17 protein-coding genes are annotated in these 16,915 nt (G+C 37.1%); 4 read left to right on the top strand and 13 right to left on the bottom strand.

Features of this window, described 5'->3' with window-relative positions; all coding sequences use genetic code 11:
• The first annotated feature begins 74 nt into the window (after window positions 1–74).
• The 4 genes from AB5M32_RS12805 (at window position 75) to rpsT (ending at window position 1,983) form a co-directional block, all read left to right on the top strand.
• A complete protein-coding gene (locus AB5M32_RS12805; RefSeq protein WP_010719338.1) occupies window positions 75–530 on the top strand; it encodes a DUF441 domain-containing protein in 456 nt (151 codons plus the stop codon).
• 77 nt (window positions 531–607) lie between these two features.
• Window positions 608–739, top strand: a complete 132-nt coding sequence (locus AB5M32_RS12800) for a hypothetical protein (RefSeq protein WP_256736430.1) — start codon at window positions 608–610, stop codon at window positions 737–739.
• Window positions 740–1,057: 318 nt separating this feature from the next.
• The gene (locus AB5M32_RS12795) at window positions 1,058–1,327 is read left to right on the top strand and encodes a hypothetical protein (protein ID WP_005878685.1); all 270 of its coding nucleotides are present in this window, start codon (window positions 1,058–1,060) and stop codon (window positions 1,325–1,327) included.
• Between the two features lie 401 nt (window positions 1,328–1,728).
• Window positions 1,729–1,983, top strand: coding sequence for a 30S ribosomal protein S20 (gene rpsT, locus AB5M32_RS12790; RefSeq protein WP_010719340.1), 255 nt, complete (start codon window positions 1,729–1,731; stop codon window positions 1,981–1,983).
• A gap of 212 nt (window positions 1,984–2,195) precedes the next feature.
• Here the strand turns inward: rpsT and holA are convergent, their stop codons facing one another.
• From holA to AB5M32_RS12725, 13 genes are all read right to left on the bottom strand, one after another.
• Window positions 2,196–3,239: a DNA polymerase III subunit delta gene (gene holA / locus AB5M32_RS12785; RefSeq protein ID WP_034700673.1), complete on the bottom strand. Its 1,044-nt coding sequence runs from the start codon at window positions 3,237–3,239 to the stop codon at window positions 2,196–2,198.
• 36 nt (window positions 3,240–3,275) lie between these two features.
• Entirely contained in the window at window positions 3,276–5,546 is a 2,271-nt protein-coding gene (locus tag AB5M32_RS12780) for a DNA internalization-related competence protein ComEC/Rec2 (protein ID WP_178286343.1), read from the bottom strand.
• Window positions 5,539–6,021, bottom strand: coding sequence for a ComE operon protein 2 (locus tag AB5M32_RS12775; protein WP_010719343.1), 483 nt, complete (start codon window positions 6,019–6,021; stop codon window positions 5,539–5,541). The genes AB5M32_RS12780 and AB5M32_RS12775 overlap by 8 nt, the downstream gene beginning before the upstream one ends.
• A gap of 18 nt (window positions 6,022–6,039) precedes the next feature.
• Complete coding sequence (locus tag AB5M32_RS12770) at window positions 6,040–6,735, bottom strand: helix-hairpin-helix domain-containing protein (RefSeq protein WP_178286345.1); 696 nt, start codon at window positions 6,733–6,735, stop codon at window positions 6,040–6,042.
• A gap of 565 nt (window positions 6,736–7,300) precedes the next feature.
• On the bottom strand, window positions 7,301–7,588 hold the full coding sequence (locus AB5M32_RS12765) for a hypothetical protein (protein WP_010737459.1): 288 nt from the start codon (window positions 7,586–7,588) through the stop codon (window positions 7,301–7,303).
• Between the two features lie 594 nt (window positions 7,589–8,182).
• Window positions 8,183–9,226 (bottom strand): SepM family pheromone-processing serine protease, encoded by a 1,044-nt coding sequence (locus AB5M32_RS12760; RefSeq protein ID WP_025480486.1) that lies wholly within the window; start codon window positions 9,224–9,226, stop codon window positions 8,183–8,185.
• Window positions 9,216–9,707 carry a pantetheine-phosphate adenylyltransferase gene (gene coaD, locus AB5M32_RS12755; protein ID WP_010719347.1) on the bottom strand — a complete coding sequence of 164 codons (492 nt, stop codon included), beginning with the start codon at window positions 9,705–9,707 and terminating at the stop codon, window positions 9,216–9,218. The genes AB5M32_RS12760 and coaD overlap by 11 nt, the downstream gene beginning before the upstream one ends.
• The gene (rsmD, locus tag AB5M32_RS12750; protein WP_368024505.1) at window positions 9,704–10,285 is read right to left on the bottom strand and encodes a 16S rRNA (guanine(966)-N(2))-methyltransferase RsmD; all 582 of its coding nucleotides are present in this window, start codon (window positions 10,283–10,285) and stop codon (window positions 9,704–9,706) included. Before rsmD ends, coaD begins: the two co-directional genes overlap by 4 nt.
• Window positions 10,286–10,407: 122 nt before the next feature.
• Window positions 10,408–10,749, bottom strand: coding sequence for a YlbG family protein (locus AB5M32_RS12745; RefSeq protein ID WP_010719349.1), 342 nt, complete (start codon window positions 10,747–10,749; stop codon window positions 10,408–10,410).
• Window positions 10,742–11,170, bottom strand: coding sequence for a YlbF family regulator (locus tag AB5M32_RS12740; protein ID WP_368024502.1), 429 nt, complete (start codon window positions 11,168–11,170; stop codon window positions 10,742–10,744). The genes AB5M32_RS12745 and AB5M32_RS12740 overlap by 8 nt, the downstream gene beginning before the upstream one ends.
• Window positions 11,157–12,284 (bottom strand): CAP-associated domain-containing protein, encoded by a 1,128-nt coding sequence (locus AB5M32_RS12735; protein ID WP_081129089.1) that lies wholly within the window; start codon window positions 12,282–12,284, stop codon window positions 11,157–11,159. Before AB5M32_RS12735 ends, AB5M32_RS12740 begins: the two co-directional genes overlap by 14 nt.
• 13 nt (window positions 12,285–12,297) lie before the next feature.
• Window positions 12,298–15,726, bottom strand: a complete 3,429-nt coding sequence (locus AB5M32_RS12730) for a pyruvate carboxylase (RefSeq protein WP_010737454.1) — start codon at window positions 15,724–15,726, stop codon at window positions 12,298–12,300.
• 20 nt (window positions 15,727–15,746) lie between these two features.
• Window positions 15,747–16,913: an FtsW/RodA/SpoVE family cell cycle protein gene (locus AB5M32_RS12725; protein ID WP_178286349.1), complete on the bottom strand. Its 1,167-nt coding sequence runs from the start codon at window positions 16,911–16,913 to the stop codon at window positions 15,747–15,749.
• Window positions 16,914–16,915: the final 2 nt, after the last annotated feature.

Raw genomic sequence — 16,915 nt, 5'->3', positions numbered from 1 at the left:
CTCTGATGAACCTCACTTTTGTAACCGTTGAAAAAATGATATGATTGATGGCAGGAAAGTGAGGTTCTTTTTTTATGGAAAGTTGGATTTTTCTTGGATTGATCATGCTTGTTGCCCTGCTTGCTAAAAATCAAAGCTTGATCATCGCTACAGGTTTTATATTACTAGTCAAATTGATACCGACATCGAAAGTGTTTCTTACTTGGCTTCAAGGCAAAGGAATTAATCTAGGAGTCACCATCATCACAGCTGCTATTTTAGTTCCAATCGCTACTGGCGAGATTGGTTTAAAAGATTTACTGGATGCCTTTAAATCACCAATCGGTTGGATTGCTGTGTTTTGTGGTGGTCTAGTAGCCGTCCTTTCTTCCAAAGGAGTCGGTTTGATTGCTTCAGACCCGCAGATTACTGTTGCATTGGTTTTTGGAACAATTCTCGGAGTCGTTTTCTTAAAAGGGATCGCTGCTGGTCCAGTCATTGCTTCTGGTATTACCTATTGTCTCTTGCAATTATTTTCTTTAAGTAAATGAAAAAATCGATCACAGTTAAAGTGTTTTGAGTCCTCTGAATCGAATCGTTCGTGATATACTTATTCCGAGGTGATCACATGTTAGAAAAATTAAAATACTTTATCGGCACGGTTGGTTGGTTTTTATTAGCGATCGTATTGATTTTAGGAATAGCTTATCTTTTATTTCCAGATCTGATCCAAAATGTGTTCAATACCTACTTTAATTGATCGTGAAAAAAGTAAACCCGATAGATGAAGTGAAAAAACTTTATCTATCGGGTTTATTGTTTTTCCATTTATCTTTACTTATGGAATCTACTTGATAAAAGTTGCGTGGGTTTCATCAAGTATGTTTTTAATGTTCCTACCTCTTCTCCTTACCCATACACCACTTCCTCCCTTTTATGTTTCCTAAAATATTATTAAATAATCCTCATTTCTTTTTGGCTCCTCCTTTCATTTTTTGTTATACTAGAACACAAGATAGCATCACTTATATTTTTAATCATTCGCTATTATGCTTTATATATAGAAAGGAAAACGCTCATGGAAACCTTTGAAGGTCTTTTAATTGATACGTATGTCTTACAAGAACAACCTATGATGTTGACTGGCTTAAATCTTCAACTGGAAGATCGTGTCATTAACGGTCTGTTGAAAGATCGTTACTTGGCAAAATATATTCTTCGGCTCCCTTTAAATAAATATGTATTAGAAGTCAGTGGAAAATGGAACCGCCGCAATCAATTAGTCATCAAAAAAATGATGATCAAAAATATTGATGAATACATTAAAATTATTGGGACTCCGGAATAAATTTAGCTACACCAACGGTTAACGGTTATAAAATAACTAAAGAATGGTATCGTTATGATTGCTTAGTCTACAAGGAACGTATCCCTTTTCAAAAAAAGCTTTGCAAACGGTTCGCTTTGTTATATAATGTTCGAGTACCAAACAGTCCCATTCAAATTTTGTTTAAAAAGATAAATTTATCTGCTTTGGTTGAACGCTATTGTCTCCCACAATAGCGTTTTTTATTTGCCCATTTTCCTTCTCTTTCAATGCTAGTAGAGCCTAGAATTAAGTTTCTTTTAGTGTTAAGGAAAAAAACTTGTCATGTTCATATTGCAAAGATTACTTCATTTAGGTATAATAATGAATGTTGAATTATGCGGTAACACGCGTAAGAACTTAATTTATCGGAGGTGAAACTAATGCCAAACATTGAATCTGCAATCAAACGTGTTCGTACAAGCGAAAATGCGAACGTTAAAAATTCATCTCAAACAAGCGCTATGCGTACTGCAATCAAAAAATTTGAAGATGCTGTAGCTTCAGGTGCTGAAAACGTAGATGCGTTATATAAAGAAGCTGTTAAAGCTATTGATATGGCTGAAACAAAAGGTCTAATTCATAAAAACAAAGCTAACCGCGACAAATCTCGTTTAAGCAAAAAAATCGCTAAATAAGGAAATCGGCTACGGCCGGTTTTTTTATTTTGTCTCAAACAGTCTATTCGATCACCCTTCTGTTGGGTTTCTTTCCATTCTTTTTATTAGTAAACCAGCTGCGGCTGACTCAGCACTTCCTACTCTAAAACAATTGATGTCTAAAAAACGCTCAAAACATCATCGTTTCAAGCGTTCTTTTTGGATTTATTTCGATTGTTTTTCTCTTCTTTTTAACTCTTCAAAAGCTGACCTGTTCGTAAGACAAATAATTGAAAGCTTAATTCTTTTTCGATTTTACCACTTTTGATTTGGTAATCCATTTCAACCAGATCGTCAAATAAACGCCTTAGGATCTTTTCATCAAATTTACGTACCTCTTGCATCGCCAATTTTACACGGTAAGGATGTATCTTTAAAGTCTCAGCAATATTAGCCTGCTGATAACCGATTTTCATCAAAAACTTGGTCTGTAAAAACAAACGTATTTGTGAAAGCAAGATGGCATTGATCTTAATGGTTTCTTCTCCTTGGGTAATTAAGTCTTCAAACAACCGCAGCGCTTGTTCTGTTTTCCCGGAAAGAATATATTGTGTCATATCAAAAAGATTATGTTCCAAGGTTTTAGGGACTAACTGTTCCACTTCTTTAACAGTGATCAGTTCTTGTTGTTGCCCATACAATAGTAATTTATTCAATTCCCTCATCATTTTTGATAGATCGAGATCCGTTAACCTTAAAAACAGATCAATCGCTTTACGGTCCATTTGAAACGGTGCATTTTCCAGTGTATTCAATAAATACTGACGTACTTCTTTTTCATTCAATTGCTGAACATTGATGGTCACAGCAGCTTTTTTTAATTGTTTCGTTACTTTTTTTCGCTCATCTAATTTCTCATAGGGAGCAAAAAACACTAAAACTGTTGATTCTAAAGGTTCTTTTAAATAATCAATCAGTAGATCCGTATTTTGTTCAATCCCATTATTCACTTTTTCAGCTGTTAAAAAGTAGGGATTTTCTACAAATACTAGGCGTTGATCACCAAAAAATGGCAAAGTCTCTGCCTCAGCAACCACCTCATCAATACTAGCATTCCCCATATCAAAACTTAAGAAATTCAAGTCATCTTGACTATCGATTTGAATTTTTTTCTGGATTTCTGCTCTTACCTGATCCTGTAAATATTTTTCAGTACCTAGAATCAAATAACAAGGCGCAAGCTTTTCTTTACGGATTTTTTGTAAATCTGCTTGAATACTCATTTCGTTCACCACTTTCAAATTTATCCTACCATGAGTAGCTGGGAATTGCTAGTCTATCATTGTGTGGATCTTTCCGTTTGGATACCAAAAGGGATGCCATTTAAAAGTAATTGCGCCTTGACGGTCGGTACGCAAAGGAGTGACTTTATTCTGCTTTAACGTCGCTAGTACGTCTTCATGAGGATGACCAAATAAATTATTCACGCCACAGGATAAAACACCATAGGTTGCTTCTAATTGCGAAATGAACTGTGGATGACTAGATGTGCGGCTGCCATGATGTCCTAATTTGATCACATCCGCTTTTAAATCTGGATAAGCGTTTCCGATCTTTTCTTCTGCATGCTGATCTAAATCACCTAAAAAGAGAAAACGACAGGATTGATGAGTCACTGACAAGCCAATTGAATCTTCATTCTCCCCCTTCCCCTGGGTAATCGGAGACAACACAAAAAAATCAAAATAACCTTTGATCCAATCACCCTGCCTGACTTCACAAATAGTAGTTCCTGCTTTTTCCAATTTCTGCAACTGCGTATGGAGCCAGGTACTTTTGCCAGCTCCCCAACCAATATAAATCGTATCGATCTTGAAATGTTTTGCTAATGTCGTAATTTCTCCCACATGATCGATATCGTCATGCGTCAATATCAGTTTATTGATGTGTCGGATGCCATTTCCTTTTAAAAATGGGACAAGATTGAACTCTGCAGGTGGTCTAACCCTTCGCTCTTGCCAAGCTTCTTTTTGAAAACCCAATTTTCCACCAGTATCAATCATAACGATTTCTTTTAAAAACGGCGCTTTAAAAAGAATACTGTCTCCTTGCCCTACGTCGTTGAAAGTGATACTACTTCCGAATTGAAGAAAACGACCAAAAATGAGAATAATGGGCACAAGGAGTGCAGCTGTCACGCATTGAAATGGTTCATGTTGCTTTTTCTCTATAAGCCATAAAAGAAAGCCTAAACTAAATATTAACAACCAGCCATTCGGTCGCCCAATCACTAGATTGGCAAATCTCAACGAATCTAGTAAGCTCTCGAAATGGACTAAAAAAGAATTAAGCAACTCGCTAACACTTAGAGGTAATACCCTGCCAAAAACAAATAAAAACGTCAAACAAGGAAGAAATACTTTCTTAAAAACAGGAGCAAAAAGAAGAGTCAACATACTCCCTAATAGTGGCCACTCATAAAAATGCCAAGCTGTCAGTGGCATGATGCCGATACTAAATAACACGATAGTAGTAAACTTTTGAAACTTAGTGGTTGGGCGAGACAACAAAAGAAAGAAGAAGCTCATTCCTAAACTTAGCTGGCCCTCTACTTGGAAAAGACAAAGCGGCTCGATCAGCAAAAGTATCCATAAAATAATCGAATAATGATCGAAAGAAGAAAATTTGACATTGAGGAGTTTTAGTCCTAATTTCAATAAGAATGACAGCCCCGCTCTTTTCACTGACACAGAGCCCCCAGATAAGCTAAAATACCCCAAAGTCCCCCCAACTAGTGGGAGATAACTAGCAGTTAATGTCATCCCTCCTCTGCGAAACAGATAATAGAGCCAACCTAAGTAAGTTTGGATGTGCATGCCTGACAAACTGAATAAATGAAGTAAGCCAGTTTCTTTATATGTGTCTTCTGATGCTAAAAACTGACTATCTTTATAGCCAAAGATCAAAGCATTCATATAGACACTCACCTTGTGACTAAAGTGTTCTTGAATAAACGTAATAAACCTTCCTCGTGTTCTGCTCAGCATATTCTGCCAAGCATTACGATTCAAATGTTCTTTGATCTGGCGTATCTGAAATCGTCCTTTGATCCGATGTATTTGGTCATACTTTTTTTGATCAAACCCATAAGGATTCCTTTGTTTGGAAGTTTCTTGGTAATCCCCGACTACAATTAATTCAATCGCTTCATGTCTAAGAACAAGAAAAGAATTTCTTTCTTGTTCAGATTTGGCATAATAGCTGCAAGAAATCTTTTGCTTGTCCGTTGTGTGCCCAATAAAAGTCACTAAATCTCCATTCATTTTCACTGTGTCTGAGGCGACCATGATACGTTCCAACGTCCTTTGATCATCGATTGGTTTTGTTTCTTTAAGCCAGCAAGAAAATAAAACCAGCGTACTACAAATGAGACTTAAACCAATAATTTGTTTATTTTCTTTCCGTAAAAAAAACAAAAAAAATCCAGCGAAAATCAAACGATAATGCCATCTGTCTGTATAATAAAACAAACAAATAAAAATCGAAGAAATCGCTGGAAAAATGAATCGATTCTGTGTTTGATCACAAAATCTACTAAACATGTTCTCCTGATAATTCTTTTTGGAGTTTAGAAAAGTGAGTAGAATCCAATGATACTTGATGAACAGTTGCGCCTAATTGTTCGATCAATGATTGTGCATACGGATCATTTCGATAATCATGTAAATAGTTGATCTTTTTGATTCCTGCTTGTAATAAGGCTTTTGTACAAGCTAAACAAGGGAAATGAGTCACGTAAATCTCTGCGCCCTCCGTAGGTATGCCTAGTTTTGCACATTGTAATAAAGCATTCATTTCCGCATGGATCGTTCGCAAGCAATGACCATCGACGATATAACACCCTTCATCAATGCAATGAACATCCCCACTAACAGCGCCATTGTAGCCTCCAGCAATGATCCGTTTTTCTCTTACTAAAGTTGCGCCGACTTCTAATCGTGTACAAGTACTTCTCAATGATAATAATACTGCTTGAGCCATAAAATATTGGTCCCAAGGAATCCGTTCATTGCTCATATTAGCCACCTCTATCGTTTATTCTATAGTAATTGTAACGAAGTTTTTGATTTTTTCAACTGTCTTCTGACCAATTCCGTCTATTTCTTGAAGCTCGTCAATACTTTTGAACGCCCCGTTGTCTTGTCTATACTGAATAATTTCTCGGGCTTTTTTTTCACCGATCCCCGGTATTTGTTGCAATTGCGAAAGATCAGCGGTATTAAGATGCACTCGATCTGGGTTTGTGTCCGCTGAATCTACCGTCGCTAGACTAGCATTTGAGCTTTCTGGAATTTCTTCGCCTACTTCAGGAACGTACAGCATTTGTTGATCCGTTATTTTTGCTGCAAAGTTGATCTGTTTCTCGTCAGCTGATTCCGTCAGCCCACCTGCTTTTTGAATAACATCAAATACCCGATCTTCTGCCACAAAAGCGTACATTCCAGGTTGTTTCACCGCTCCTTTCACATCGACATAAATCACTGACCTAGTCGATGTACTCACCGTTTCATCAATTGGTTTCGTTTCAGAACTGTTCTTTTCCGGAGCTTCAATCGATTGGTTTGTCAAAAATAGTTGATCCTTTTTACTTGATTGACTGAAAAAATGAACCATCATTCCACCAAGGATGATGACCCCTATGATGCCAAAGATCCCTCCGATCACAAATTTTGGTGAAGAAAAGTTGGAACTATAGAAACGCTTTCGTTTGTTTTTCCATTCTTCGCTCATTGTGACAATTTTCCGATTGGTTTCCTTTCTTTAAATTCTGAAGAAGTTTTTCTCTTCATGATTAAATACGTCAAACCATTTTTCTACATGAAAATAAACCTACTTTTGGGACAATTATTTTATGAAGAATGAATCTTTCATACCTTTAAACATTTCAGGAATAGGCGTTGACATAGGGTCTATATTTCTCTTTTCATTACCTAGCAAAAACCATCAAAATCACTTTTACTGACTTTGATGTTTATCTATTTTTCTATTCGTTTTTTAAAAATAATTTCAAGTTCACACTCTTAGCGAAGCTCTTCCTTGATTTTTTTGAGCATGTACCCGACTTACCTAAGTAATCCTAAATCCGATATCTTTGCCACTGTCTCTCTAGCGGCTATGTACAATTATTCTCACTATGCCAAAGAGCACTGCCTCAACTACATCAACTTTCCAAGTGTTCAAATCTCCTAAATAAGTCAAAGACTCGCTTTTCCTCATGAATAATCGTGAGCTAGTTTACATAGATTTTATAAGATATTTTTTTACGGACAAAATATTCCATTGTCTAAACTAGTCGTTATACCATATCCAGATAGATAACTAGTACGATTACGAGACATGTGATGATCATGTAAATGATGTTTTCTAACCGTCTTGTATGATTTTTTAGAATAATCCCAGGATCAGTAGAATTGAAACTAGTCCGATACTCGATTGGCACAAAATTACCGATACATATTCCGAATAACAAAAGTAAAGAAGGCCAATTTGTAATAACTCCTCTATTCATAAACGCACCTATGATTGAGCTAACATAAATCACCATTTGAATCATTATAATTACAATCGCTTTTTTTCTCATCATTAATCCTCTCCAAGTAAATTTAGAAAAACAAACAGGACTTGATCACAAAATAAAAGTGGTAGTTGGTTTTAAATAGATTTCAAGAATAAAATTCTCCAGCTCTTTCCTCTATTTTCAGAATACCCAATGAATCGGATAAATGTAAAAATTAAAAGCTGTGTGCCAACGTAGTTTTTACTAGGGAATCAGTAAAAAAACACTGACTTAGAACGATCTGATCATCTTACTGTATTCATTTTTCTGTCCTTCGATTATATCATACATCTTCACTTTATTTCCTATTTTTTCATTTCACCGAAAATTTTTCCATAATAAGTTTAAACTCTTTATCAACTGACGCAGTTAAAAATAACTTTTATTTTACTGATCAAACGAATAAAAAAGCTTACCTCATACACATAAATCCCCTCATGGCTAGTTTCTATTCATTTTAGTTTCTCTATAAAAAGAGACAGACAAGCTTTCCGTTAAGGCTGAGTCATTGAAAACATCAATCTTAAAGGAAATTTTGTCTGTCTATTTATTCGTTCAAAAACCGTTTCATGAACAACGATAAAAAAATGTTGTTTAAACAAAACGATTTATAATGAATCTTTAGTTCATCTTTTCTAAATAATCAAGGGCATCTTGTACGGTTTTCACTGGTACAATTTTCATTGAAGAGTTCAATTCTTTCGCAGCAGCTTTGGCTTCTTCGTAATTGGTTTTGATTTCTGGATGTTTCTTCTTGATTTCATCTGAGATTGGATCATCCGGTGCAAAGAATATTTCAACGCCAGCTTTGTCTGCACTAGCCACTTTTTTATCAATACCACCAATTCGCCCAACTTCACCGTCGCTATTGATCGTTCCAGTACCAGCAATTTCTTTCCCTTGACGAAGATTTTTACCGGTCAATTGTTCATAGATTTCCAGGGTAAACATCAAACCAGCAGACGGCCCTCCGATTGATCCTGAATTAATCATTACATCTGTATCCGACTTGATACTCGTATGATCGGTTAAAGTAATCCCAATCCCTGCTTTATTATCCGTTGGCAGTTCGATCAATTTACCTGAAGTTTCGTTTTCTTTGCCATCTCGGAGATAGGTGATCGTGACCGTATCGCCGACTTTTTTACTTTTGACATACTTCATAAATGCTTCTGCACTTTTAAAGGTTTGTCCATCAACTTTTGTGACTGTATCACCAACTGCTAATTTTCCATAGAAATTGGAATTCTTCTCGACACTCATGACATAGACACCTTTAAATTCCATCTGGTAAGAGCGCCCTGCCAATTTTAGTGCTTGCTCAATCGCTGCATTTTGGGAAGACTCCATATAATATTGTTGGATTTGATTGTATTCTTCGCTAGTCGCCCCGCCAGTCAACTCCTCAGCGCTAATCAAATCTTCAAACGGTGCTAGCTTGGCTTTGACCGCTGTAAAACCAGTTGCTCGACGGATGCCCACTGAAGTTAATGAAAAGGAACCTGAATCTTTGTCCTTTTTCCCATTGACGGTAATCAGCTCTTTCAAATTGATGGTTGCTCCTGGTGCTTCCACATAAAAAGGAAGTGGAATTACCACGAACCCAATAATAAATATCCCTAAAAAAATGACAAGAATCGTCTTTAACCATCTTTTAAAGTCCATCATTTTCACGCTTTCCAGCTAACGCTTCGTTGATTACTGGTGGAAGATAGTCACTGACATCTCCCCCAAAGTGTAAGACTTCTTTTAATAAACTAGAACTAACGTGACTATATTCTTGTTTAGCCAATAAAAAGACCGTCTCGATTTCTTGATTTAAATGATGGTTCATTTGAGCAATATCCCGTTCATATTCAAAATCCTTTACACTACGGATACCACGAATGATGGTTTGAACAGCTAATTCATTCGCAATCTCGACTGTTAATTGATTTTCCTGGTGGTACACTTTAACATTCGGAAGATGACGAACAGCTTGAGTAATCAATGTAACTTTTTCATCAACGGTAAATAGATGTTTTTTTGACGTATTCACAAATACCCCAATGATGACCTCATCAAACATTTTTGCTGCTCGTTCGACCATATCTAAATGCCCATTCGTGAACGGATCAAAGCTGCCTGGAAACAAGGCTTTTTTCATAGGTCTTCCTCTTTTCTGTAGATAGTCACAGTTGAAATACCATACGTTTGTTTTCTGATTTGCGTAAAATCAGCAATCTTTTCTGATAATTCCACTGTTTTATCAGTTTCACATACAATAACTGCCGAATCATTAAAAAGGTCCAGCTCCGTCATTTTGATTATTTGGTCAAGAATTTTTTGTTTGGCATATGGTGGGTCAAGAAATAAATAATCAAATTTTTGCTGATCATTTGCCAGCTTTTCGATGGCTTTGTCCGCATCAAGTTTTAACGTGGTGAATTTTTCTGGCTCTTTCGTTACTTTAATGTTTTCTTGGATTATTTTTAGCGCTTGGTAATTTTTGTCTACACAAAAGGCATGCCCACAGCCACGAGAAACTGCTTCGATAGCTAACCCGCCACTACCAGAAAATAGGTCTAAGACTGTTTCTCCGTCGAAGTAAGGACCGATCATATTGAAGATCGATTCTTTCACTTTATCTGTGGTGGGACGTGTATTAGCCCCTGCTAAACTCTTTAAGCGTCGTCCACCATATGTTCCTGATATGACTCGCATTGACTCACTCCTTTTAAAAATCGTGCTGTTACTAGTATACCAAAAAAAAAGATAAAAAAACTTGGATCGCCATTAATTTCATGCTTTCTCAAGTTATTTTTATCTTTTTTATTTAAGAGATGAATGATTTACACAAAACAGGTTTAAAAGACGTGGTCTGCTAAACGGATTTTAGTGTTGATCTCCTCAATCTCAAAACCTTCTTCTTTGACTGGTTGCTTCGTACCAATCTTATCAGCAAAGTTCATTTCGACGTCTGGACGATAAGAGCGTTCAACTTTGCGAACAAAATGAAGTTTGTTGATTCGTTCTGCAGTTTGCTCAAATGTGTCTTCATTCAAATACAATACGACATATTTCATTTTACGTGAAACGTAATGAAGCAATCCAAATTTCTTCAAATTTTTTAATTGTTTCAAACTGTATACCCAGACAATCAACCCACGTCGTTTCGTTAGTTGAAATTCATTTTTTTCATCATTCATGACAGTTACCTCCACATCCACTACGCCCTTTTTGTTCAAAAAAAGGATTTCCCGCATCAATTTTAATCGTCAACGATACCGTTTCTGCTAACTGTTGGCTAATTTTATCCAATAGATCTTGCAATTGTGTTTCCATACAACGAAAATCCGCTACTTTTTCATGCAAATCAAGTTGGCGTTTGGCTAACCGAACAGCTCTTTGCTTCTCTCGAAACTCTGGTGAATATTTTTGATAAGGAACAACTTTTTCAAACTGTTCTTTTTTTATTGAGAAATCATTAATCAATAAATTGACATCCGCTGATTGTTCCATCACTTTTTTAGCTTTTAAATATTTTTTCATCGTCTCGCTTTTTTTGATACAATCGGATAAGCTCTGACATTGATCTTCTAAGGCAAATAATTCCTCATTGATTATCACTGCTATCGGTACTCTCCTTAACTTCTTCTTGCATTAAGACTAACATATTTTCTTTTGAAAAAGCAATTCCTAATAGATCGGAAGTGTTAACTAAAAAGCGGTCGTGATAATACGGATCACTATACAAAAATAAAAATGTAAACGTTGGATCAATCACTGGATGGGTAAAGACACCGGTCGATTGGGGAAGCTTTCTTTTTGCGACTAACGAATCAATTTCATCAGTAGTCAATGAAAACTTAGCAGTTGCGTTTGTACTACCCGCTATTTGTTGCCATTCTGCTAATCGTTCTTTCGTCAAAATATCTTCTGGTCTATTAAGGTAATCACTTAAAAGCAGTTTCGTTTGAGTAGAAAAACCGGTCGTCTGCTTATAAAGTGGTAAGCGATCCAATTGCCTTAACTGATTCAACAATCGAACACTATGACCTTCTTTTGCTTGATTGATTTCAGCCCAATCTACTTGATCGTCTATTTTATATTGCGGTAAGTCTGAACCAAATACTTGATAGGGATGAAGTTTCAACAAACTAGCTTTATCCAAATAAACGATCGAAAACAGTCCATTACTACTTTGGTCGAAGAATAAAATAGCAAACGTATCATTATCAAACGCAATCAACGGTCGATAATTCATATCTTCTTCCATCAATTCGATCCCGACATCTGTTCCATTGTATTGAAAATTGAAGTTCGTATAAATCGTGGTAATCTCAGTTAGATCTTGCATTGTCATCCCTAAGTAAAAAGGAGCAATCGTTGAGTTGTCCGTATTTAATACTTTAATCGTGGAAACTTTATCTTTTGTGATATTCGCTTCAAAGGATAAGTGATTGATTTGATCATGGTAATATCTTGTTTCAAAACCAAACCCACTCGTCAAGCGTTCATAGGGATCGCCAAAACGTTGCTCTAATTCATCAACTGATTGACCAACATACGTGGAAAAGCCAGATGTTTCCAACTTCTGGTATTTCCACGTAGTCATTTGATTTTGAGTGATTTGCTCTGAGCTTTTTTTTACTTCAAGTTTAGGAGGAAACAACACCGGCTGCATGTAAAATGCAATGATCACTGATAACAATATCGCACCAAATAACCCTAGCCGTTTCATCTTTTTCCCACCTTTATTTTTCAGTTACTTCAATCAATAAATCACCAGAAGCGATCGCATCGCCATCTGTTACATAGACATGCGCAATTTCACCATCAAAACGAGCTTCAATTGCCGTTTCCATTTTCATTGCTTCCGTGATCATCAATGTATCGCCTTTTTTGACATGATCGCCTTTTTTGACTAATACATCTAATACAGAACCAGACATCGTTGCTCCGATATGTTCACGATTTGTTGGTTCAGCTTTCACACGTGTTTGTACAGTACTGATGATCGAATGGTCGTTCACTGTAATTTCACGACGTTGACCATTCAAGTTAAAGAATAAGACACGATTTCCTTCAATATCTGGTTCGCCGATTTCATCCAAGCGAATAATCAAAATCTTGCCTTTTTCAATTTGAACATTCACCGTTTCTCCTAAGCGAATCCCTTGGAAGAATGTTGGTGTATCAAGTAATGTCACATCACCAAATTGATTATAGGCCGCTTGATAATCTAGAAAGACTTGCGGATACATCAAATAGCTCAGCACTTCTTCTTGTTTAGGTTCATAGCCGATTTTTTCAGCTAATTCTGCTTTGACTTGTTGGAAATCAACTGGTTTAGCTAAAGCTCCAGGACGTTCAGTAATCGCTTCTCGTCCTTTAAGGATGATCTTTTGTAATTTTTCCGGGAATCCTCCAACCGGTTGTCCTAGCTCTCCTTGGAAGAAAGTAATCACAGACTCTGGGAAACTCAATGTTTCACCTTTTTCATAGATATCTTCCTCCGTTAAATCATTTTGAACCATGAACAAAGCCATGTCTCCTACAACTTTTGATGAAGGGGTAACTTTCACGATATCACCAAACATCAGGTTCACTGTATGATACATCTGTTTGATGTCATCCCATTTATTTCCTAAACCAACTGCTTTGGCTTGTTGTTGAAGATTAGAGTATTGTCCACCAGGCATTTCATGCATATATACTTCTGTTTCTGGCGCATTCAAACCGTTCTCAAATGGTTTGTAATACATACGGACATCTTCCCAGTAATGATTCAATTGTTGTGCATTTTGAATATTGATCTCTGGCAACCGTGGACCGTTGACCAAAGCATAATACAAACTGCTCATACTTGGTTGACTTGTATTCCCACTCATCGCACTCATCGCCACATCAACGATATCTACCCCAGCCTTCGAAGCTGCAGAATAGGTAATGATTCCATTTCCACTCGTATCATGTGTATGAAGGTGGATTGGCAGATCAGTAGTCTCTTTTAATTCACTGATCAAGCGATAAGCAGCTTGTGGTTTCAGCAAGCCAGCCATATCTTTGATCGCAATGATATGCGCCCCAAGTTGTTCTAGTTCTTTCGCCATGTCCTTGTAATATTGGACATTATATTTTGCACGACTAGGATCATTGATATCTCCGGTATAGCAGATCGCAGCTTCTGCAATCTTACCTGTGTCTCGAACCGCTTGGATACTTTTTTCCATTTGCGGTACCCAGTTCAAACTGTCAAAGATTCGAAACACATCAATTCCTTGAGCCGCTGCTTCTTTCACAAATTCTACTAAGACGTTATCCGGATAATTGGAATAACCGACTGCATTTGAACCTCTGAACAACATTTGTAACAGCGTATTTGGCATCAACGCTCGGATCTTTCTTAATCTTTGCCAAGGATCTTCATTCAAGAAGCGATAAGCGACGTCAAAGGTTGCTCCTCCCCACATCTCACTTGAGAATAGTTCAGGTAATCCTTCACCGGTCAATTGAGCAATTTCTTTAAAGTCTTTCGTACGAACACGAGTAGCTAATAAACTTTGATGAGCATCTCTAAATGTCGTATCAGTCAATAACAAGTTTTCTTGCGATTTGATCCATTGGACTAACGCATCCGAACCATCAGAATCTAAAACATTTTTTGCTGTCAGATAATCTGGGCGTTTAATCAAATCTTTCGGTACCCGAGGAGATTCATAAAATGGTTTTTCACCATTTTTGATTCCCGGGAAGCCATTCACGGTAATTTCACCGATGTATTTCATTGTTTTATTTCCACGGTCGCGTAAACGAGGGAACTCAAACAATTCTTTTGTATTATCGATAAATGTCGTTTTAGCGTTTCCTGATTGAAATTCAGGATGGGAAATCACATTCAACATAAATGGAATGTTGGTTTTGACTCCACGAATCCGAAATTCTTTTAAGCAACGTTCCATTTTTTGGATTGCCGTATCAAAATCTGCTGCATGTGTACAAACTTTGACTAAAAGTGAATCAAAGTATGGGGTAACCACATATCCTGCATAAGCATTACCGACATCTAAACGCACTCCGAAACCACCAGGTGAACGGTAAGTATCGATTTTCCCTGTATCAGGAAGAAAATGATTCAACGGGTCTTCTGTAGTGATCCGACATTGAATCGCAGAACCATTTAGTTTGATATCTGCTTGTTGCGGCAGACCAATTTCACTGTGTAAATCTTTCCCTTGGGCAATCAATAATTGAGTAGTCACGATGTCCACATCGGTAATCATCTCTGTAATCGTATGTTCCACTTGGACTCGAGGGTTGACTTCGATAAAATAAAAGTCATTTCCTTCAACTAAAAATTCAACCGTCCCAGCATTGACATAACCAACGTGTTTCATTAATTGAACGGCTGCTTGACAGATGCGTTCGCGTTGTTCAGTCGACATGGAGACACAAGGTGCTACCTCTACTACCTTTTGGTGACGTCTTTGTACAGAGCAGTCTCTTTCAAATAAATGGATCACATTTCCATGTTTATCGCCCAAAATTTGGACTTCGATGTGTTTAGGATTTGCAATATATTTTTCAACATACACTTCATCGCTGCCAAAAGCCGCTTTTGCTTCACTTTTCGCACGATCATAGCCTTCTCGAGCGCTTTTTTCATCATGGGCGACACGCATTCCTCGTCCCCCACCACCTAGAGCGGCTTTAATCATGATCGGATAACCGTACGTTTCAGCAAAAGACAAAGCATCTTCGACCTTTTCAATCGGTCCATCAGTCCCAGGAATCGAAGCAATTCCAGCTGCGATAGCTGCTGCTTTTGCTTTGATCTTGTCACCAAAGATATCCAAATGATGTAAGTCAGGTCCTACAAAAGTGATGCCTTCTTCCTTGCATCGTTTTGCAAAACTTAGATTTTCAGATAACAACCCATAGCCTGGATGGATCGCATCCGCTCCACAGGCTTTCGCAATGGCAATAATCCCTTCAATATCTAAGTAAGCATCAATCGGTTTTTTCCCTTCGCCAACTAGATATGCTTCATCTGCTTTAAACCGGTGCACGGAATACTCATCTTCTTTTGCGTAGATACCTACAGTTTTAATTCCTAATTCTGTACATGCTCGAAACACTCGTACAGCAATTTCTCCTCTGTTAGCAACTAAAACTTTTTCCATCAAACCACTCCTACATCTTTTTAGTATAAACCTAAACTTTTTCGTTTTTCATCTGCACTGATATTCAAGACGAAGCCAACACAAATGGATAACATCAATAAACTAGATCCTCCCTGACTCAAAAATGGGAAAGTGATCCCAGTTAACGGAATAACGCCGGTTATCCCTCCCAAATTGATAAATATTTGGATCATGAACATGGCACCAATCCCAATACATAATAGAGAATTAAATGGATCTTTTGAGCGAATCCCCACCAAAAAGATCCGAACAATCATGAAAAACAGTAAAGCAAGAATCAAGATCCCCATGATCACGCCTAACTCTTCTACCACAATGGCATAAATAAAGTCCGTCTGCGCTTCATTTAAAAAACCTTTTTTCTGGATACTATTTCCAAGACCTCGACCAAAAAGCCCTCCATTGAACATCGCATAATAACCATTAGCTAATTGATGACCTTTGTTCAACTCATCAGAAAAAGGATTTTGATAAATGGCAAATCGGTTATAGATATATTGTAAACGTCCGGGAAATATTTTCCCGTGGGTGATATTGATCAACCAGATTGCTAAAGCACTCAAGCCAACCCCACCGACCCCAACGATCAACGTATAAACGTAGTTGATACCACTAGCCAAAAGTAAGACTAAGATAATTAAAAAAATGACAGTTGCATTACCAAAATCGGGTAAAATAGCAACTAGCGCTGTTAGTGCCAACACTAACAGTAACGGTCTTTTAACAGTAGAAACAAAATCTTTTTGAACGCTTCTTTGTCTTTTAGATAACGTTAATGCTAAGTACCAAATCACAATGATCTTTAAGTATTCAGCTGGCTGGAGAGAGAATCCAGCGATTTGAAGCCATCCTTTCGCTCCATTGATTTCTTTCCCGAAGAATAAAACGATCAACAGCAAGATCGTCAGTACAGCAATAGCTGCCATAATCAGTCGTTGATTTTTTAATACGGATGTTTTCATTTTATATAAAAGTCCAATAGCTACTAAGCTAACGCCCCAAAACAAACTTTGGTTTAAAAAAGAGGCGGAAGGACTGCTTCCATTTTCTAGCAATAAATAAGATGATGAACTATAGACCATGATTAAACCTAAAATACATAGAATCAAGTAAGGAATCAAAATACTATAGTTTAATAAATGCCTTTTTTTTACTTTCTTAGGCAAGT

Origin of the sequence: Enterococcus sp. C57 (assembly GCF_040887305.1) — a bacterium.
GTDB classification, from domain to species: domain Bacteria; phylum Bacillota; class Bacilli; order Lactobacillales; family Enterococcaceae; genus Enterococcus_B; species Enterococcus_B hirae.
The sequence above is the reverse complement of the archived record's forward strand: the minus strand, read 5'-3'. Positions and strand labels throughout refer to the sequence as shown.